This window comes from Pseudomonas sp. SA233 (assembly GCF_054792385.1).
Genome location: NZ_CP096450.1, coordinates 41,123 through 57,246, shown reverse-complemented (window position 1 = coordinate 57,246; position 16,124 = coordinate 41,123). Strand labels below are relative to the sequence as shown.

24 protein-coding genes and 1 pseudogene are annotated in these 16,124 nt (G+C 59.1%); 12 read left to right on the top strand and 13 right to left on the bottom strand.

The features are described 5' to 3' along the window. Window positions 1–9: 9 nt before the first annotated feature. The 6 genes and pseudogenes from M1D87_RS26745 to M1D87_RS26720 all read left to right on the top strand — a co-directional run bounded on the left by M1D87_RS26745 (window position 10) and on the right by M1D87_RS26720 (window position 5,494). A complete protein-coding gene (locus tag M1D87_RS26745) occupies window positions 10–450 on the top strand; it encodes a YqaA family protein (protein WP_003089095.1) in 441 nt (146 codons plus the stop codon). Beyond that, window positions 447–683, top strand: a pseudogene (locus tag M1D87_RS26740) (TraX family protein); the annotation flags it as partial. The gene M1D87_RS26745 and the pseudogene M1D87_RS26740, both read left to right, overlap by 4 nt. 687 nt (window positions 684–1,370) lie before the next feature. After that, the gene (locus M1D87_RS26735) at window positions 1,371–1,817 is read left to right on the top strand and encodes a hypothetical protein (RefSeq protein ID WP_003288519.1); all 447 of its coding nucleotides are present in this window, start codon (window positions 1,371–1,373) and stop codon (window positions 1,815–1,817) included. A gap of 30 nt (window positions 1,818–1,847) precedes the next feature. After that, window positions 1,848–2,087 (top strand): ribbon-helix-helix domain-containing protein, encoded by a 240-nt coding sequence (locus M1D87_RS26730; RefSeq protein ID WP_003089107.1) that lies wholly within the window; start codon window positions 1,848–1,850, stop codon window positions 2,085–2,087. Then, the gene (locus M1D87_RS26725) at window positions 2,087–2,497 is read left to right on the top strand and encodes a putative toxin-antitoxin system toxin component, PIN family (RefSeq protein WP_003150546.1); all 411 of its coding nucleotides are present in this window, start codon (window positions 2,087–2,089) and stop codon (window positions 2,495–2,497) included. The genes M1D87_RS26730 and M1D87_RS26725 overlap by 1 nt, the downstream gene beginning before the upstream one ends. Window positions 2,498–2,500: 3 nt before the next feature. Beyond that, window positions 2,501–5,494, top strand: coding sequence for a Tn3 family transposase (locus M1D87_RS26720; RefSeq protein WP_003299771.1), 2,994 nt, complete (start codon window positions 2,501–2,503; stop codon window positions 5,492–5,494). A gap of 12 nt (window positions 5,495–5,506) precedes the next feature. Here the strand turns inward: M1D87_RS26720 and M1D87_RS26715 are convergent, their stop codons facing one another. From M1D87_RS26715 to M1D87_RS26705, 3 genes are read right to left on the bottom strand one after another with little or no spacing between them, the layout of a single operon-like run. After that, a complete protein-coding gene (locus tag M1D87_RS26715; protein WP_003089113.1) occupies window positions 5,507–5,719 on the bottom strand; it encodes a GDCCVxC domain-containing (seleno)protein in 213 nt (70 codons plus the stop codon). 7 nt (window positions 5,720–5,726) lie between these two features. Beyond that, window positions 5,727–6,002: a mercury resistance system periplasmic binding protein MerP gene (merP, locus tag M1D87_RS26710; protein ID WP_003150552.1), complete on the bottom strand. Its 276-nt coding sequence runs from the start codon at window positions 6,000–6,002 to the stop codon at window positions 5,727–5,729. 12 nt (window positions 6,003–6,014) lie between these two features. After that, window positions 6,015–6,365, bottom strand: a complete 351-nt coding sequence (locus M1D87_RS26705; protein ID WP_003089115.1) for a mercuric transporter MerT family protein — start codon at window positions 6,363–6,365, stop codon at window positions 6,015–6,017. A gap of 74 nt (window positions 6,366–6,439) precedes the next feature. Here M1D87_RS26705 and merR point away from each other — a divergent pair, with 74 nt between their 5' ends. After that, complete coding sequence (merR, locus tag M1D87_RS26700) at window positions 6,440–6,838, top strand: Hg(II)-responsive transcriptional regulator (RefSeq protein ID WP_003089120.1); 399 nt, start codon at window positions 6,440–6,442, stop codon at window positions 6,836–6,838. Between the two features lie 537 nt (window positions 6,839–7,375). Here the strand turns inward: merR and M1D87_RS26695 are convergent. The 4 genes from M1D87_RS26695 to M1D87_RS26680 all read right to left on the bottom strand — a co-directional run bounded on the left by M1D87_RS26695 (window position 7,376) and on the right by M1D87_RS26680 (window position 9,657). Next, on the bottom strand, window positions 7,376–7,960 hold the full coding sequence (locus M1D87_RS26695) for a hypothetical protein (protein WP_237043898.1): 585 nt from the start codon (window positions 7,958–7,960) through the stop codon (window positions 7,376–7,378). A 46-nt stretch (window positions 7,961–8,006) separates the two neighbouring features. Next, complete coding sequence (locus tag M1D87_RS26690) at window positions 8,007–8,360, bottom strand: hypothetical protein (protein ID WP_144000655.1); 354 nt, start codon at window positions 8,358–8,360, stop codon at window positions 8,007–8,009. 462 nt (window positions 8,361–8,822) lie between these two features. Continuing rightward, complete coding sequence (locus M1D87_RS26685) at window positions 8,823–9,122, bottom strand: hypothetical protein (protein WP_023662057.1); 300 nt, start codon at window positions 9,120–9,122, stop codon at window positions 8,823–8,825. A 262-nt stretch (window positions 9,123–9,384) separates the two neighbouring features. Continuing rightward, window positions 9,385–9,657, bottom strand: a complete 273-nt coding sequence (locus M1D87_RS26680) for a hypothetical protein (protein WP_023662056.1) — start codon at window positions 9,655–9,657, stop codon at window positions 9,385–9,387. A 139-nt stretch (window positions 9,658–9,796) separates the two neighbouring features. On the opposite strand from M1D87_RS26680, the gene M1D87_RS26675 reads away from it, so the two are divergent. Beyond that, window positions 9,797–10,270, top strand: coding sequence for a hypothetical protein (locus tag M1D87_RS26675; RefSeq protein WP_190295243.1), 474 nt, complete (start codon window positions 9,797–9,799; stop codon window positions 10,268–10,270). Between the two features lie 66 nt (window positions 10,271–10,336). Here M1D87_RS26675 and istB read toward each other — a convergent pair whose 3' ends face one another. Further along, the gene (gene istB, locus M1D87_RS26670) at window positions 10,337–11,092 is read right to left on the bottom strand and encodes an IS21-like element helper ATPase IstB (protein ID WP_144000692.1); all 756 of its coding nucleotides are present in this window, start codon (window positions 11,090–11,092) and stop codon (window positions 10,337–10,339) included. 17 nt (window positions 11,093–11,109) lie between these two features. Then, window positions 11,110–12,624 carry an IS21 family transposase gene (istA, locus tag M1D87_RS26665; protein WP_144000691.1) on the bottom strand — a complete coding sequence of 505 codons (1,515 nt, stop codon included), beginning with the start codon at window positions 12,622–12,624 and terminating at the stop codon, window positions 11,110–11,112. A 93-nt stretch (window positions 12,625–12,717) separates the two neighbouring features. Here istA and M1D87_RS26660 point away from each other — a divergent pair, with 93 nt between their 5' ends. The 3 genes from M1D87_RS26660 (at window position 12,718) to M1D87_RS26650 (ending at window position 13,579) form a co-directional block, all read left to right on the top strand. Beyond that, window positions 12,718–13,044, top strand: coding sequence for a hypothetical protein (locus tag M1D87_RS26660; protein ID WP_421091843.1), 327 nt, complete (start codon window positions 12,718–12,720; stop codon window positions 13,042–13,044). Between the two features lie 128 nt (window positions 13,045–13,172). Then, window positions 13,173–13,358: a hypothetical protein gene (locus M1D87_RS26655; RefSeq protein ID WP_023662050.1), complete on the top strand. Its 186-nt coding sequence runs from the start codon at window positions 13,173–13,175 to the stop codon at window positions 13,356–13,358. A gap of 38 nt (window positions 13,359–13,396) precedes the next feature. After that, entirely contained in the window at window positions 13,397–13,579 is a 183-nt protein-coding gene (locus tag M1D87_RS26650) for a hypothetical protein (protein ID WP_004577593.1), read from the top strand. Between the two features lie 194 nt (window positions 13,580–13,773). Here the strand turns inward: M1D87_RS26650 and M1D87_RS26645 are convergent, their stop codons facing one another. Next, complete coding sequence (locus tag M1D87_RS26645) at window positions 13,774–14,058, bottom strand: hypothetical protein (RefSeq protein ID WP_004577594.1); 285 nt, start codon at window positions 14,056–14,058, stop codon at window positions 13,774–13,776. 374 nt (window positions 14,059–14,432) lie between these two features. Here M1D87_RS26645 and M1D87_RS26640 point away from each other — a divergent pair, with 374 nt between their 5' ends. Beyond that, window positions 14,433–14,714, top strand: a complete 282-nt coding sequence (locus tag M1D87_RS26640; RefSeq protein WP_023662049.1) for a hypothetical protein — start codon at window positions 14,433–14,435, stop codon at window positions 14,712–14,714. Window positions 14,715–14,849: 135 nt separating this feature from the next. Here M1D87_RS26640 and M1D87_RS26635 read toward each other — a convergent pair whose 3' ends face one another. The 3 genes from M1D87_RS26635 to M1D87_RS26625 all read right to left on the bottom strand — a co-directional run bounded on the left by M1D87_RS26635 (window position 14,850) and on the right by M1D87_RS26625 (window position 16,071). Then, the gene (locus M1D87_RS26635; protein ID WP_023662048.1) at window positions 14,850–15,101 is read right to left on the bottom strand and encodes a hypothetical protein; all 252 of its coding nucleotides are present in this window, start codon (window positions 15,099–15,101) and stop codon (window positions 14,850–14,852) included. Window positions 15,102–15,279: 178 nt separating this feature from the next. Beyond that, entirely contained in the window at window positions 15,280–15,750 is a 471-nt protein-coding gene (locus tag M1D87_RS26630) for a hypothetical protein (protein ID WP_023662047.1), read from the bottom strand. 90 nt (window positions 15,751–15,840) lie between these two features. Continuing rightward, window positions 15,841–16,071: a hypothetical protein gene (locus M1D87_RS26625; protein WP_023662046.1), complete on the bottom strand. Its 231-nt coding sequence runs from the start codon at window positions 16,069–16,071 to the stop codon at window positions 15,841–15,843. Window positions 16,072–16,124: the final 53 nt, after the last annotated feature.

Below are 16,124 nucleotides of genomic sequence, written 5' to 3'. Positions count from 1 at the left end.
GGTTGTTGAATGTTTGAGTACGGCGGTTACCTCGGCCTGTTTCTGGCTGCATTCGGCGCGGCAACCCTGCTGCCCATGCAATCGGAGGCAGTGCTGGGCGGACTGCTGATATCCGAGCGTTTTTCCACAGCCATCCTGCTGGTGGTGGCCACCACAGGCAACGTACTCGGATCGGTTGTGAACTGGCTGCTGGGACGAGGTATCGAGGCTTATCGCGAAAAGCGCTGGTTTCCGGTAAAGCAAGCGGCCTTCGAAAAAGCCAAAGCCTCCTATGAACGTTACGGGTACTGGTCGCTGCTGCTCAGTTGGGTACCCATCATTGGAGACCCGCTAACCGTGATCGCCGGCGTGATGAAAGAGCCGCTCTGGCGGTTCGTCCTGATCGTCACGCTCGCCAAGGGCGGACGGTATCTGGTCCTTGCGATTCTCATCCTGGAGAACCTGAGTTGAGCGCGTACGAATCACCACCTTCGCGGGTTGAACGACACAACGGACAGGACCTCATCAAGTGGATCGCCCTGCTCACGATGGTGCTCGACCACATGCGTCTGGCATGGCCATCACTGGATAACCTGTTCATTCTGGGACGCCTCTCGTTCCCGCTGTTTTGCCTGGCGATCGCCGTGAATGTCTGTCGAACGGAAGTTGGCGCGTTGTTCACTCGCAGCAATGGCCGCTACCTAAGGAAGGTCTGAAGTAACCCTGTATTTCCGGTCGACTTCAGCCCTTGCTGCTTTTGAAAGCGGGCCGTCGATCAAAATCGACCAGGTAACCCGCTCAGTTCTCCGTTTTTGGCCGCCGCGAGCACCTCGCAGCAGCCATTTTCCGCATTAGGGGGCATGCCGAGATAAGGCAAAAATTAGGACATTCGTTCTGTAACCTGCTGTATCTAAAGGATTAACTTTGAGAGGCGCTGCTCAGTAGTGGCGGCTAAATATTGATCAATTATCTATGCCGAGATAATTGCAGATAATTCCCGCCGTCCGTACCCAGCGCGAGTTCATAAGATTGGAGAAATGCCGAGTTAGAGGGCCTGCGAACAGCTTTGGTCGAGGCTTTGCGCTTCGACGCATAACGGCTGCTTAGTACTGGGGGCTCTCCCAGAAGCGACAAAGGCGGCCTCAACGAGACCGCCTCAAACCAAGTTTCATCACCGGTACACGCACCCGGGAGAGGAAGCTCTTGGGCAGGTTTCAATAATAACACCGATCAAAGCGTCACTGCCAAAGCCCTCTCGCACTGCCGAGTAGCCTTCAGATAGTGTTCATTCGCTCTCTCTCGAAGCTACGGTGCGGATGGTTCGAGACCATCATGCGCAAACTCGGGGCCAAGATGACATTATCAAATGGCCAATTATCCTGGAGGCAGTTATGGAAAGGCTCCGCGAAAAACTGGATTTGCCGAGAGGCCACTACTATCTGCACGTCGCCGTACTGGCGGGCCTGCCGGTGTCGTTGATCTCCGATTTGGCAAGCGAGTTGGAGCGATCGCCAGCGCAGATCGCGCAGTGGATCACTGCGTCCCCCGGCAGTGCCGTGATGTCTATACAGGCTGGTGAGGTGTTCTGTCGTCTTATCGAGATCCTCGATGCGCTATTGGAGCTGTACGATGGGGATCTAGGAGGTGCGCTCCACTGGCTAACGGCACCGAATGTCGTGCTGTCCAATGAGAGGCCGGTCGAGGGGGTTTGGGGAGCAACGGAACAGAAAGTGCACTTAAGCCCAGCGCCTGCCCGCAAACCCTTGTGGCGTCTGGTTAGTTCGGGAAAACCATCGTTTTGTCGAACCATTGCATCGCCCTTTGTGATTGGCGTATAAACACACAAACACCTATTAGCGGAGAACGCTATGAATACCATTCGCTGGAATGTCGCCGTCTCGGCCGACACCGACCAGTCGCTTCGGATGTTTCTGGCCAGCCAGGGCGGCGGCCGTAAGGGCGACCTGTCGCGCTTCATCGAAGAAGCGGTACGGGCACACATCCTGGAGCTGAGCGCTGAGCAGGCCAAGGCCGCTAACGCCCATCTGAGTGAGGCAGAATTGACCAACGCGGTTGACGAAGCGCTCGACTGGGCACGTAAGCGCTGATGCGGGTCGTGTTGGATACCAACATCCTGTTCAGCGCCCTGATCTCGCCACATGGCGCGCCCGATGCGATCTACCGTGCCTGGCGGGCGGCGCGTTTCGAGGTGGTGACCTCGCGGATGCAACTCGATGAAATTCGTCGAGCCAGCCGCTATCCCAAGCTTCAGGCCATCCTACAGCCCGCCAAGGTGGGCGCCATGATCAATAACCTGCAACGGGCTGTGGTACTGGAGCGCCTGACCATCGAGGTCGAAGCCGATGATCCGGATGACTCGTTTTTGCTGGCCATGGCCTTGGCGGGCGATGCGGACTACCTGGTAACCGGTGATCGCCGCGCCGGCCTGCTGCAACGCGGGCACATCGAACGCACGCGGATCGTCACGCCCGCCGTGTTCTGCGTCGAGGTGCTGTGATCAATGCCGGTCGGTTTTCTGACTCAAGAGCAACGCGACGGTTTTGGCCGCTATGTTGATTCGCCCAGCCGTGAAGAGCTGGAACGTTACTTCCACCTGAGCGATGAAGACCGTGAAGCCATCCAGGTGCTGCGGGGTAACCATAACCGTCTGGGTTATGCCGTTCTGCTGACCACCGTCCGCTTCGTTGGCGTTCTGCCGGACAAGCCCGCCGCCGTGCCGGTGGAAGTCCTGCAGGTGCTTTGCCGACAACTGGCGATTCCAGACCCCGACTGCCTCCAGCGCTATAGCGATCATCGCCGCTGGATACATGCCACCGATATTCAGAACCGCTTTGGCTATCGTCATTTCACCGATCCGGGCATCGGCTTTCGCTTGAGCCGCTGGCTGTATGCCCTCTGCTGGACGGGCACCGACCGGCCGGGAGTGCTGTTTGAGCGAGCCACCTCGTGGCTGTTCACACAGAAAGTCCTCCTGCCTGGTGTGTCTCAACTAGAGCGCTTTATCGCCCAGTTGCGCAGTCGGGTCGAAGAACGCCTCTGGTTTACGCTGGGCCGCAGCGTGACTGAGGAACAGCGATTGCAACTGCAAGACTTGCTGACGGTGGCCGAAGGCAACCGCAGCTCCCGGCTGGATCAATTGCGCTCCGGCCCGGTCATGGTCAGTGGCCCCGCGTTGATTCGGGCACTGCGCCGGCTCGATGACGTGCGCGGCATCGGCATCACCTTGCCGGCGGCGGCGCACATCCCTCCCAGCCGTATCGCCGCCCTGGCCCGCTTCGCCAACACGGCCAAGGTCACCGCGATTAATCGGCTGCCGGCGTCGCGGCGGATGGCGACACTGGTGGCCTTCGCACTCTGCCTGGAGGCGACTGCGCACGACGACGCACTGGAAGTCCTGGAGGCCTTGCTGCGCGACCTGTTCAGCAACGCGGAGAAGGCCGACAAGAAAGCCCGCATGCGCAGCCTGAAAGACCTGGATCGGTCGGCCGCGACGCTCGCCGCCGCGTGCAAGGTCGTGCTGGACAGCTCGATCAGCGATGACAACGTGCGCGCCCGGCTGTTCAACGACCTGCCGAGGACCACCCTGGAAAAGGCCCTGGAAGAGGTCAACGCGCTGATCCGCCCGGTAGATGACGTCTATTTTCTTGCATTGGAAGCGCGCTACCGCAGCGTGCGCCGCTTCCTGCCCGACCTGCTCAAGCACATCCGCTTCGGCTTCAGCCCGGCCGGCAAGGGCGTGGCGGCTAGTCTGGAGTGGCTGCAACTGAACCTGCCGCGCCGGAAGCCAGAGGATGACGCGCCGCAGGAGATCGTGGCCAAGGCTTGGCAGAAGCACATCACCCGCGAAGATGGCTCCCTCGACATGGGTGCCTATGTGTTCTGCACGCTCGATGCGCTGCGCACGGCCCTGCGCCGCCGCGATGTCTTCGTCTCGCCCAGTTGGCGCTATGCCGACCCGCGCCTTGGCCTGCTCGACGGTGCCGAATGGCTGGCGGCGCGACCGATCATCTGCCGGTCACTGGGCCTGACCATCGACGCCAAAACCACCCTGGACGCCTTGTCCGTCGAGCTGGATGCAACCTGGCTGGCAGTAGCCGCGCGCCTGCCCGACAACCCGGCGATTCAACTGAGCGAGAACACCGAGGGCAAGACCGAACTGTCGCTCGGGGCGCTGGACAAGCTGGACGAGCCCTGCTCGTTGCTGCAACTGCGGGCGGCCGTGTCTGACCTGATGCCGCGTGTCGATCTGCCGGAAATCCTCTTGGAAATCGCCGCCCGCACTGGCTTTTCCGAGGCCTTCACCCATGTCTCCGAACGCAATGCACGCGCCGACAACCTGGTCACCAGCCTCTGCGCGGTGCTGTTGGGCGGGGCCTGCAACACCGGCCTGGAGCCCTTGATCCGCACCGACAACCCGGCGCTGCGCCGTGACCGGCTGTCCTGGGTCAGCCAGAATTATATCCGCGACGACACCCTGTCAGCGGCTAACGCCATCCTGGTCGGAGCGCAAAGCCAACTGGAACTGGCCCAAGTCTGGGGTGGCGGCGAGGTCGCCTCCGCCGATGGCATGCGCTTCGTCGTACCGGTGCGCACCGTGCATGCCGGCCCCAATCCGAAGTATTTCGGCACCGGCCGGGGTGTCACCTGGTACAACCTGATTTCCGACCAATTCTCCGGCCTCAACGCCATCACCGTGCCCGGCACGCTGCGCGACAGCCTGGTGTTGCTGGCGGTCGTGCTGGAACAGCAGACCGAGTTGCAGCCGACGCAAATCATGACCGACACCGGGGCCTACAGCGATGTGGTGTTCGGGCTCTTCCGCCTACTTGGCTACCACTTCAGTCCGCGGCTGGCCGATGTCGGCGGTACCCGCTTCTGGCGCACGCGCCCGGACGCGGACTACGGCAAGCTCAACGGGCTGGCCCGCCAGTCGGTCAAACTCGACCTGATCGCCGAGCACTGGGACGACCTGCTGCGCCTGGCCGGCTCGCTCAAACTCGGCCGGGTGCCGGCGACTGGCATCATGCGCACGCTGCAAACGGGAGATAGACCCACCCGGCTGGCCCAGGCGCTGGCCGAATTCGGGCGGATCGAAAAGACTCTGCACACGTTGACCTATATCGACGACGAGTCCAAGCGCCGCGCCACCCTGACCCAGTTGAACCGAGGCGAAGGCCGGCACAGCCTGGCCCGCGCCGTGTTCCACGGCAAACGCGGCGAGCTCCGCCAGCGCTACCGCGAAGGCCAGGAAGACCAGCTCGGTGCTCTGGGCCTGGTGGTGAACATCATCGTGCTGTGGAACACCCTCTACATGACGGCGGCCGTGGAACGGCTCAAGCAGCACGGCTATCCAGTGCTGGAAGAGGATTTGGCCCGGCTATCGCCGCTGATCTACGAGCACATCAACATGCTCGGGCGGTATTCCTTTGCGGTACCGGAAGAAGTTGCGCGCGGCGAGCTGCGGCCACTGCGTAATCCAGACGACGACCTGTGATCCCCCTAAACGCTATGAGCAACACCCAAGCTGCTGCTGGATCGGCGGGCACTTCACCGAGCCGAACGAACAGAAAACGCAGCAATCCCCTGGGTTGGGGCGCAGCAGCGCCTTGCAGTTGCTGCACTCGTAATAGAACTGGCAGGCGTCCGTGGGCATGGTTTCCGGCTTGGCGAAGCCGCAGCGCGGGCAAGTCAGCACGGACTCAAGGACAATGGCGCTCATCGTGACCTCACTTCTGCACTGTGGAGGGGTATCCCGCGTTCGCGGTCGCCTCAGTCAGTGCCTCGGGCTGGGCCTTATCGGGATCGTAGGTGACGGTCGCCGTCTTCTGGTCGAAATTGACCTGGACGTCACTCACGCCGGACACCTTCTCCAGCGACTTCTTGACCGTGATCGGACAGAGTCCGCACGTCATGTTCTGCACGTCGAGCGTGACGGTTTTCGGGGGAGCCGCCAGCGCCACGAAGGGCAAGGCGAAAAGCACGGCGATCAGCAGTTTGCGCATGGTTAATCTCCTTCAGTAGAACAGCGGGGCGAGCCACGGCACGGCCAATAGGCCGAGCAGCAGCACGCTGACGATCCAGAACACGAGTCGCTGTCGCACGAGCGTGCGCGGATCGGCGCAGGGTGTACCTGGCGTACAAACCTGTGGCACCAGGTAGAGCTTGCGGAATGCCAATCCCAGGAACAGTAGAGTCAACCCGATGAAGAGGGGGCGTAGTGGCTCCATCATGGTCAGAGCGCCCACCCACGTACCGCCGACACCGAGTGCCAACAGCACCAGTGGCCCGACACAGCACACCGACGCACCGATGGCGGTCAGCGAACTCGCGACCAGCGAGCCTTTCCCGGTGAGTTGCATCCCCATTCCCATCTCCTGAGCCTGATTGCCTAGGTGCTATTCTAAACTCCGTACCAAAGTACGGAATCAAGGAGAAAGTGATGGCCACAGAGCTGACCATTGGCAAGCTGGCAGACGCCGCCGGGGTGAACGTCGAGACGATCCGCTACTACCAGCGACGCGGGCTGCTGGATGAACCAGCCAAACCCTTGGGTGGCCATCGGCGCTATCCGGTGGACATGGTGAAGCGACTGCGTTTCATCAAGCGGGCTCAGGCGCTGGGTTTCACGCTCTCGGAAGTCGGTGGACTGCTGACGCTGGATGAGTCGTGCGCCTGTGCCGAAACGCGAGCACGGGCTGCACGCAAGCTCGCGTTGATCGAGCAGAAGATGGCCGACTTGGTCGTCATGCAGCAACTGTTAGGCGAACTGGTGCAGCAATGTGATGCGGGAGACGGCGGAACGATCTGCCCGATCATCGAGGCACTGATCAGAGAGTAATGCCTGGCGGGTGAGCTGGAGATCGGAAAGCCCCTTTACGGTGGGATTCAGAGCTTACGTTGGTTTTTGGTTCCATTGCTCCCCAAACCCCATTAGCGAAAGGCTTTTGCTCAGGCTGCCGGCGCGGGCTGCGGGTAAAAAAAAAACCTCAGCATGGCTGAGGCTTCTGGTGAGAGTGATACTTCAGGGCTACCTAGGCACGAGCTTTACGGCAGCGAGAAGGATCCGGTCATAGCGCATGACCAATTGTTTGAGACGGCGGCTAGAAACGTTGTCCTTGATCGCTTTCGCCACCATTCGCTCATGCCGTGCTTGAGCACGGCGCAGCCTCTGCCCTTGAATTCCCGCCCACAGATTGAGAGGCATTTCCGGACCAGTAGGGGTCGAGTTGAGTGTTCCCATTTGCAATCTCCTGAGGCTTGCGTTGCATGACCTAGGGAGATGTGGAACAACGCTACATACGTCTCAGTCCACGTAGCTCCCAGGAGAACAACGCAAACACCCCAGAACGCTGCGGGCCCCCTGGCAAGGTCCCGCCTACTTAGCCTTGGTCGTCTTCCGGACCACCAATTTCGGCAAGCCGCGAACCGCGTCATCCCAGTGCGGATCACGATCCGGATCGCTGGCAATTTTGCTTATCCACACAGATGTTTTTTTCCAGCGACTTGCAAGCTTGCGGCCATTCCAGCCGAGGGTCTTGTACACAAACTTGAACTCATCCGGGGCCAAAAGCGGTTGTTGCAGTTGAACTTCGGGCAAGCCGCGGACCGCGTCATCCCAATGCGGTTTACGGTCCAGATCGTTGACCAACCTGCTAAGCGTAATAGCAGTTTTGTCCCAGCGATTGGCGAGCATGCGGCCATTCCAGCCGCGAGACTTATACAGAGACTTGAACTCAGCCGAGGTCAAAAGCGGTTGTTGCTGTTGAAATTCGGGCAAGCTGCGGACCGCCTCATCCCAGTGCGGGCTGCGGTCCAGGTCGTTGACCAGTCTGCTCACCCCAGAAGCGGTCATGTTCCAGCGAATGGCAAGCATACGACCATTCCAGCCGCGGGCCTTGTACGCAGCCTTGAACTCATCTGGAGTCAAAAGCGGTTGTTGCAGTTGAACTTCGTTCTCCAAATTCTTGCACCCGAATAATGTGTGGGTAGACGGCATGCTGGCAGGGTCAGTCAATTATGATTGCCTTGGACTGGTCCCAATCTGCCGGTGTTGCAGCTCCAGTCGCAAAGGCAAATCGCATTGCGACCGAGGGTCTATTGTTGTTCATCAGGTAGGCGGCTGCGCCAGCGCACATTGCTTCATGACCTGAAGATCTGTAATTGCCGTCCTCATCCCGATCACCACCTTTTCGTGAGTGGACCGTCTTATGGCACTGAAATGAGCTGTGGTCATCCTCCAGCAACCCTTCAATAATCCCGTCCAACCGTCCAGGCGCGAGCTCGATCGCACCTTCCTTGAGGAATGGACAGTTTGCACATGGGCGTTTGAGCCGCAGGTGATGTGCGAAGGGATCGGGCATGCAGAGGTCCTCGCAAAGTGTGTTTGGCGACGGTTAGTCAACAGGTCGCTCACTGAACCTAGACAATAAATTCAGACTCAGTTGGCGCAACGAGGTGGAGGCCCGTTGCCGGCAGCGCTAGCTGCACGGTCTGGAAGGCACTCATACAGACTTAATTGTTTGTGACCTCGTGCTCATCCAGTAGGCATGATGGACGACAGCATTATTAAACTATAGGGCAACATTTATCAACCTGAGGCTCCCCGCTCCCATGCGCTAGGTATGAATCTAGACAATAAAGTCAGTCTCAATTGCCGTAATGAGGTGGAGGCCCGTCGCCGGCAACGCTAGCTGTCCGGCGAGGATGGCACTGATCTAGTACCAGGAGCGGGACAGACCTTGTTCGGCCGAGACAGACTTAATTGTTTTTGACCAGGCACAAAAAACCCGGCTCATAGGCCGGGTGGGTGTAGCGTTGTCGGTTCAAAGGGCTAAGGCCTGGCAATCGTCGCAAAGACCTACCTGGAAAACCTCAAGATCGGCGAAGCAGCGGGTGCATTGCTCGACATCATGATCTTCGGCGAGCTTGCTGATCACGTCGCCATACTCAGCAACCAATGCGGCGTAGTGATCGCCAGTTGAAGCGTCTCCCCTCAGCTCATAGTAGCGGTCCTCGCTCTTCGAGTAGGCTTTGAAAACTGGCTTTCCGTTGAACTGGCTGGCACCTACAGAAATTGGCGCTCTGTTGCGTAGCAAAGCGATAGTCTCGGGCATGGTTTGCATTGGATTGCTCCTCAAGTATCAGGTTGACCGTGTCCTGGGAGATGGCCAACAACACCTGATAAGCGGTTCTAAGCGGCAAGCGGCCCCGGGCTCGGCGCCAGCACAATGAACCGCCGCTGCAATAAGGCCCTCAATCAGTTCTGGCAGCCTAATTGAGCGTGAGCGTAGGCGTAAAAAACCCCGGACTGCTTGAGCAGTACGGGGTGGTGTAGCGTTAGGTGCCAGACCCGGTGCCAGGCCATGCGATGGCCGCTGGAAAGAATCACGCCTCGCGGCTGTAAGCCTTAATACGCGCGTCCGCGGCCGCCAGGTAGCCCTGAATCTTCCCAATCGCTTTGGCCATGTTTTCAAGATCATCGGGCTTTGCACGTGAGCACGAGATGTTCGACACCTCGGCCAGCACTCGCTGGGCAACCTCTTTCCAATTGGTTACCTCATCGGCGCTGCAGCAGGCATGGTAGTCATTCACCTTACGAAAAAGACGATCGAAAGCGCGACGGTAATCGGCGACAGGGACTGTTTTGGTGCTGCTCATGGGGCACTCCTCAGAAGGGAAATCTGGTTGAACTTGCCCATGGGGATGGTTCACGCACGCGTGTAATGGGTGCCAGCGACCTTGTTCCACCATGTAATTCATCCCTGAGGACGATGTTTAATTCCTCAGGAGAAAACCCATGGCAACACTCGTGAAAGTATCGACCTGCTTGACCCCAGAGCTAGCACGAACCGTCGTCGAAATGGCATGCGTCGTACGCATCGCAGAAACTGGAGAGGGCGTAGAAATCCGCGACACCAGGCCCCTCCTCGATCGCCTGGCATCACCAATTCGGGGGCGAGGAATTGTGCGTACCCTTGGCGACACGCATTTCGTCGTGACCGAGGACCTGGCGAAGCGGATCGACGCAAAACACCTACCAAGTGAGCAGGCCCCGACTGAGGCTACAGGTGTCGAAAACGACGCACTGAAAACACTCATCGCTGATCGGTTGGGTGCTATGGGCTGGCTGATCGTTGATGGGCTGAGCTTTAACTGCACATCAGCAGTGGCCAAAAAAGAGTACCGAACTGCGGTTGGCATCAAGGAGGCGATCGCCTTTCTCGAAGCCGGATGCGGATTCCACGCCATTCGGACACTCAGCCCACGCTGATCCGGACACCTGTTCCACGATCATTCGGACAGGCAGTCGGAGCGCAGCGACGCAGGGGTTGCATTGTTAGTCTGAGGTGCCCGGTGTCGTCAATTTCTTCACCCGCTTTCTCATCGATTCGCCCTTGAGGTTGATCCGATAAGCGTTGTGCACCAGGCGGTCGAGGATGGCATCGGCCAGGGTCGGATCGCCGATCAGTTCGTGCCAGTTGTCCACCGGCATCTGGCTGGTGACCAGGGTCGAGCGCTGGCCGTAGCGATCATCCAGTAGCTCCAGCATGTCGCGACGCTGTTCGGCGGTGAACGGGGCCAGACCCCAGTCATCGAGGATCAGCAGGTCGGTCTTGGCGTAGCTGCTCATCAGCTTGGCGAAGCGCCCGTCGCCGTGAGCCAGGCCCAACTCCTCCAGTAGGCGCGGCAAGCGCAGGTAACGCACGCTGTAGCCCTCTCGGCAGGCCTGGTGTGCCAGGGCGCAGGCCAGCCAGGTTTTACCCACGCCGGTGGGCCCGTTGATGATCAGGTTGAGTCCGTCGCGCAGCCACTGACCGCTGCTCAGCTGGAGGATCAGCGCTTTGTCCAGCCCGCGCGGGGCACGGTAGTCGATGTCTTCGAGGCAGGCGCTGTGCTTGAGCCGGGCCTGACGCAGGCGGCTACTCAGGCGCTTGTCGTCGCGTTCGGTCAGTTCGCGGTCGACCAACAGACCGAGGCGTTCTTCGAAGCTCAGGCTGTCGATGTCGGGGGTTTTCAGTTGCTCGGCGAGGGCCTTGAGCATGCCGTGCAGGCGCAGGGTCTGGAGCTTGTCCAGGGTCGGATGGGGCAGCATGGTGGGATTCCTTGTGTTTAGTGGTAGTAGCCGGGGCCGCGCAGGTTGGCGTGGTCGTCCGGCAGCAGGGGCAGGTTGGCTTGAGCCAACGGCAGGCTTTCCAAACCCTGGCGCAGGATCGATTCGAGGCTCTTGTAGCTGCACGCACCGAGGCTGAGGGCGCGACGGCAGGCCAACTCCAAGCGCACTTCGCCATGGGTCTTGCCCAGGCGCAGGATGCCCAGGCAGGCCCGATAGCCGTGAGTCGGGTGGATGCGCCGTTCGAGGATGTGGCTGATCACGCCGGCCGTGTTCGGCCCGGTCTGCTCAGCCCAGCGGATCAGCCGCTGTGGCGTCCACTCGGCGTGCTCGCGATGGCTCTTGGGCATGTGCTCGGCCTGCGTGCTGTGCCGGCCCTTGTGCGGTGAGCGCAGGTGGCTGGCCACCCGCTGATTGGCGTGGAAGCACTCCACCGTGCGCGCTGTCAGGCGTACTTCCAGTTGTTTCTTCACCAGTTGGTACGGCACCGAGTAGTAGTGCCCATCGACCTCGACGTGGTAGTCGATGTGCACCCGCGCCTTCTTCCACTCGGCATACACGTAGGGCTGCTCCGGCAGTGGGCGCAGCGCTGGACGATCCAGGGCTTCGAAGGCCGAGTGCCGGGAGCCCGGCAGCTTGCGAAACGGTCGTCGGTTGAGGCGCTCCAGCAATAAGGCGATGGCGCTGTTGAGTTCGTCCAGGGAGAAGAACTGGCGGTTCCTCAGCGCGGCGAGGATCCAGCGCTCGACCACCTGCACGCCGACCTCGGCCTTAGCCTTGTCGCGCGGCTTACGCGCCCGTGCCGGCACCACCGCCACGCCATAGTGCTCGGCCAGATCGCGGTAGCTCGGGTTGATGTCCGGCTCGTAGCGATGGCTCTTACTCACCGCGCTTCGCAGGTTGTCCGGCACCACGATCTCCGGCACGCCGCCGAGGAAGGCGAAGCAGCGGGCATGGGAGCCCAGCCAGTCAGGTAACTGCTGCGACCAGGTGGCTTCGGCGAAGGTGTAGCTGGATGCGCCGAGCACCGCGACGAACACCTGCGCCTGGCGGATCTCGCCGCTGTGGCGGTCGATCACCGGCACCGTCTGCCCGGCGTAGTCGACGAACAACTTCTCGCCGACGCGATGCTCCTGGCGCATCACCACGTCCAGCTTGCCCTGCCAGGCCCGGTAGTGCTCGCAGAACCAGCTGTACTGAAAGCCTTTCGGCTGGCTCAGGCGATACTCCTGCCAGAGCAGCGCCAAGGTCACGCCCGGCCGGCGTAGCTCGGCGTGGATCATGGCCCAATCGGGCAGCGGTCGTTGCTCGGAGGGTACCGCCGGCGGTGGCGGGAACAGCTGCTGCTCCAACTCCGCATCGGACAACGAGCAAGGCCAACTGAGGCCGCTGGCGGCAAAGCGACAGAGGTAATCACCGGCACTGCTGTGGCCTATGCCCAGACTGCGGGAGATCTTACGGACAGACAGCCCGCAATCGAACTTCAGGCGCAACACCTCACGGATTTTACGCATGGACAAACGCTCCACGACGACCTCTCTGCTTCGAAAAAGAGGTCGATGGTAGTGAATAAATCCTGCGTAGCTGCCTGCCTGGAAAGTGTCCGGATGGCCGTGGAATCGGTGTCCGGATGCTCGTGGAATGAGTGTCCGGATCAGCGTGGAATCACTGTCCGGATGTGCGTGGAATGGGTGTCCGAGTCAGCGTGGAATCCGCAAGCCGGAGATGAAGGTGCCAGACGCCTGATCGCTCAGTACTACAGCGAGGGCAATAACGTACTGAGCACAACAACTGCGCGATTCACTCCTGACTGGTCGCCCGAAGTTGTTGAATCGGGCGCCAGCCGATTCGCGGCCGAAGTTGACGACGTAATCAGCGACACCTATGCGGTACGCCTGCTTCGCCATCGAGACCAAGCCGCTGATGGCGCATAACACTCTCAGGCTCACTTAGGCAAACGCACCACCACACCCCGGGCTCGCCCGGGGTTTTTATTACCCAGCTTCGTAGTTCATGTGCGCCATCACCAGGTACACCGCCAACCAAGCTCCGTGGAGTCACCATGAACCACTATCAACACCTGATCGCGGACCAGATCCGGTCCGTCCAAGGACAGAAAGACTATTGCTTGCAAGTCCTATCCGCCGGCGGCCTTGAACCCTGGGAGTCGAAGGAATACAGCGACCTGGTTGAGCAGTATGACCAGACGCTCAAGGAACTGAATGAACGATTGCCTGAAGCAGACTGATCCCTCACCTCATCTATCTAACCTATGGGAAGAACACCATGACCAACGCAATCGAAGCACAAGCACAGAAGGTCGAAGCTGCCTACGCAGTTACAGGCAGCGTCAATCCAGAATACGAGCGCGAGTTCGACATCCTCTCCGACATGCGTCGTGCTGAAATGGCCAAGGAATTCCGCTCAGAGCGTGGCCTGCCTCCCACGGCGAAAACCCCGTATGACTGAGCCTCAGCTATGAGGTTTGAGCATGCACCACCGCCCCCGGCTTGCTGGGGGCTTTTTTCGTTATGCTTCCTACAGACTGAGCCGGGTCGCCCATATCTTCGGGCTTAGGGAAGCTTACTGTGCGGCGTTATACGGCCGCCAAGCAAAGGTAGGCACGTGTGCCTACTGGCATGAAAATAGGCACACGTGCCTATCTAGGCCTGTGCCTCTTCAGTGTCGAGCTTTGCAGCCTGCTTTCGACGCTCCATCAACTGTTGCATGTACACGATCCCGTCTCGAAGCGCATTCACCGCCCAGGTTGGGCAAGGCCGGGAAGATTTCTTGGTCGGATCGTTGAGCCAGGATCGAACAGCGCGATCGGAGCAAGGCCGCTTGGTGACGGCGTTGATGAGCATCGCGCTCTCGCGTTGTTTGACGTCATACTTTTTCAGCAGCGCCAGAAACGCTTGCCGGTTGGCTTCACGCCCTTCGTCGTCCATCTTACCTCCAAACGGTTGAGAATAGGCACATGTGCCTAATAGCTGCATTCTAGGCACTTGTGCCTATCAAGGAAACCCCCAGAGCGTGCGCGAACTCAAGCCCGTACGGTGCCCCGATGCAGCCTGGCTCAAAAGCCGCCCCCCATCACTTCAACTTCGAGCGAGCGGAACTTCAGCCACGGCCCTCGAAACCACTTCAAGTTCATTTTCAGTGATACCCAGTAGCCCGGGCCAGATTCGGACCATAGCCGGCTAGCGCCAATACCTAAAACCGCCTCCGGTACGAGTGCTGATGATGACTTGATCAGGCTGCAAGGCGTAGCAATTACTGTGACGCATTACTCAGGACCATGCATACCCATGAGGAATCCATCATGACAACTGAGCAAGCACTAGCGCCACATCTGACCAGCACAACCCATGTTGCGGTTGAGCGAAAACACTTCATCGGAACTGGCCGGAATGCCTGGCTCATAACAGGTCGAGTTTGTGGTGATGACGACGACACTGCCTATCTGGTGCTGGCAGATGATGAGGCCATAGCTCAGGAGACCTTCAAACGGGAGCTTCGAGACTGTGAAGTGTTGCAGAACGACGCCCCAAACGCGGATGATCTTCCTGAGATCTACATCATCCAGAGTGACATGCTGAGCTGAGCATTTTGAGGAAAACGCTCCACCATACCCTGGCCTCAGGCCAGGGTATTTTTTTGAGTGCGCCAGGCATGGCGCGTTGAGCGACCACGCTCACAACAGGGATAGGCTACTAAACGCGGCTGCTTGGTCGAAGGCTCATATCCCAGCCGTCGCGTAAGTTGTACCAGCCCCCACAATTTGCTCCCTCATGGCCTGCCCATGCGCCTCCAGCTCCTCTACCTTTCGCTCAAGCTCCCAGGCTCGGCGGTAAAGCCGCTGGTTGATAGCGATTACCCACTGCAACGCAGAACGCTCGCGGTCGCCGATATCACCCGAGTCGGTGCCTTGACCAACCCGGGCTAGAATATCGGCAGGAACCTCCGGCAAAGGTTCATCATCCCACAACATGCTGCCTCCTGTACTGGATATAAAAACAGTATGCGATGACTTGGAGCTCCAGCCAATCCCTGGCTCAGCGCCACCCCACACGGCGGCCTCCCATTCTCGTCAGTGAGCTTCCCGTAGCAGGGAAGTCAGCAGCCAGACGATGAAGCTTACTTAGCATGGGTGCGGGTAGTGCACAAACTCATTGTTTATCAACTGAAACGGTGTATACGTATTCGTCACCATTATCGTTGTCTTTATATTCGCGCTTTCCACCACTAGGAATCACATCAGTTATAGAAAGCCTGTAACCATCAGTCCGAGGATAGTCAACAACAAGACCACCAGCTTTGTCGGTCCCCATATCCGCCAAGTGCACGTAGTTAACGTCCATTGTTAAGCGGACAGTTCCATCACTAGCAACATAAGGCGTGAAATAAGCGGTGGAGCCGAGCTCCAGATTAGCAAGTCGCGCCTTATTCGGATTGATTAGCTTCCTGTACTTCTTGTACTCAATATTTCTGTAAGCCTTTCGGACACCACTTTGAGTTGTCACGCTATAAGCATCTACAATATCGCCATTGCGAGTAAGCTCAGTACTAATGACGATTGACTCTGCCGCCGAGGCATTAACCGCTAGTGCAGCCATAGCTGCGAGGACAATTGCTTTCATGAAATCCTTCACACACCAAAATCACATTAGATGCCTTCGACCCCAGCATCTGGCCGGCACAGAGGTCGAAGTTGCCTACCTGTCTTGTTTTCAAAGATGGGGCAGATCTCGCAGCAGGGCTTTGAGCTCATGCCAAGGATGCTGAGCATTTTCCGTCTCGTTCGAACATCCCGCCCTATGGACGAATGCATCAGCTGCTTGATCTACAGCCTGACTGGACTGACACTCTTGGCACCAAATGATCGAGTTCTCGACTGACCATTTATCGCCGAAAGCATCCAGATCCTGATCAAGCTGGCTGTACTGCTCGTCTCCGCTCATCTCGTTCTCCCGTTGTTGGCGCGTACCGTACGCCTATCTTCGACCTGGTTAGG

Bases quoted from the DNA above. Each gene is read 5' to 3' on its own strand.
- M1D87_RS26745 (WP_003089095.1), top strand. From the start codon at position 10: ATGTTTGAGTACGGCGGTTACCTCGGCCTGTTTCTGGCTGCATTCGGC.
- M1D87_RS26735 (WP_003288519.1), top strand. From the start codon at position 1,371: ATGGAAAGGCTCCGCGAAAAACTGGATTTGCCGAGAGGCCACTACTAT.
- M1D87_RS26730 (WP_003089107.1), top strand. From the start codon at position 1,848: ATGAATACCATTCGCTGGAATGTCGCCGTCTCGGCCGACACCGACCAG.
- M1D87_RS26725 (WP_003150546.1), top strand. From the start codon at position 2,087: ATGCGGGTCGTGTTGGATACCAACATCCTGTTCAGCGCCCTGATCTCG.
- M1D87_RS26720 (WP_003299771.1), top strand. From the start codon at position 2,501: ATGCCGGTCGGTTTTCTGACTCAAGAGCAACGCGACGGTTTTGGCCGC.
- M1D87_RS26715 (WP_003089113.1), bottom strand. From the start codon at position 5,719: ATGAGCGCCATTGTCCTTGAGTCCGTGCTGACTTGCCCGCGCTGCGGC.
- merP (WP_003150552.1), bottom strand. From the start codon at position 6,002: ATGCGCAAACTGCTGATCGCCGTGCTTTTCGCCTTGCCCTTCGTGGCG.
- M1D87_RS26705 (WP_003089115.1), bottom strand. From the start codon at position 6,365: ATGGGGATGCAACTCACCGGGAAAGGCTCGCTGGTCGCGAGTTCGCTG.
- merR (WP_003089120.1), top strand. From the start codon at position 6,440: ATGGCCACAGAGCTGACCATTGGCAAGCTGGCAGACGCCGCCGGGGTG.
- M1D87_RS26690 (WP_144000655.1), bottom strand. From the start codon at position 8,360: ATGCCCGATCCCTTCGCACATCACCTGCGGCTCAAACGCCCATGTGCA.
- M1D87_RS26685 (WP_023662057.1), bottom strand. From the start codon at position 9,122: ATGCAAACCATGCCCGAGACTATCGCTTTGCTACGCAACAGAGCGCCA.
- M1D87_RS26680 (WP_023662056.1), bottom strand. From the start codon at position 9,657: ATGAGCAGCACCAAAACAGTCCCTGTCGCCGATTACCGTCGCGCTTTC.
- M1D87_RS26675 (WP_190295243.1), top strand. From the start codon at position 9,797: ATGGCAACACTCGTGAAAGTATCGACCTGCTTGACCCCAGAGCTAGCA.
- istB (WP_144000692.1), bottom strand. From the start codon at position 11,092: ATGCTGCCCCATCCGACCCTGGACAAGCTCCAGACCCTGCGCCTGCAC.
- istA (WP_144000691.1), bottom strand. From the start codon at position 12,624: ATGCGTAAAATCCGTGAGGTGTTGCGCCTGAAGTTCGATTGCGGGCTG.
- M1D87_RS26660 (WP_421091843.1), top strand. From the start codon at position 12,718: ATGGCCGTGGAATCGGTGTCCGGATGCTCGTGGAATGAGTGTCCGGAT.
- M1D87_RS26655 (WP_023662050.1), top strand. From the start codon at position 13,173: ATGAACCACTATCAACACCTGATCGCGGACCAGATCCGGTCCGTCCAA.
- M1D87_RS26650 (WP_004577593.1), top strand. From the start codon at position 13,397: ATGACCAACGCAATCGAAGCACAAGCACAGAAGGTCGAAGCTGCCTAC.
- M1D87_RS26645 (WP_004577594.1), bottom strand. From the start codon at position 14,058: ATGGACGACGAAGGGCGTGAAGCCAACCGGCAAGCGTTTCTGGCGCTG.
- M1D87_RS26640 (WP_023662049.1), top strand. From the start codon at position 14,433: ATGACAACTGAGCAAGCACTAGCGCCACATCTGACCAGCACAACCCAT.
- M1D87_RS26635 (WP_023662048.1), bottom strand. From the start codon at position 15,101: ATGTTGTGGGATGATGAACCTTTGCCGGAGGTTCCTGCCGATATTCTA.
- M1D87_RS26630 (WP_023662047.1), bottom strand. From the start codon at position 15,750: ATGAAAGCAATTGTCCTCGCAGCTATGGCTGCACTAGCGGTTAATGCC.
- M1D87_RS26625 (WP_023662046.1), bottom strand. From the start codon at position 16,071: ATGAGCGGAGACGAGCAGTACAGCCAGCTTGATCAGGATCTGGATGCT.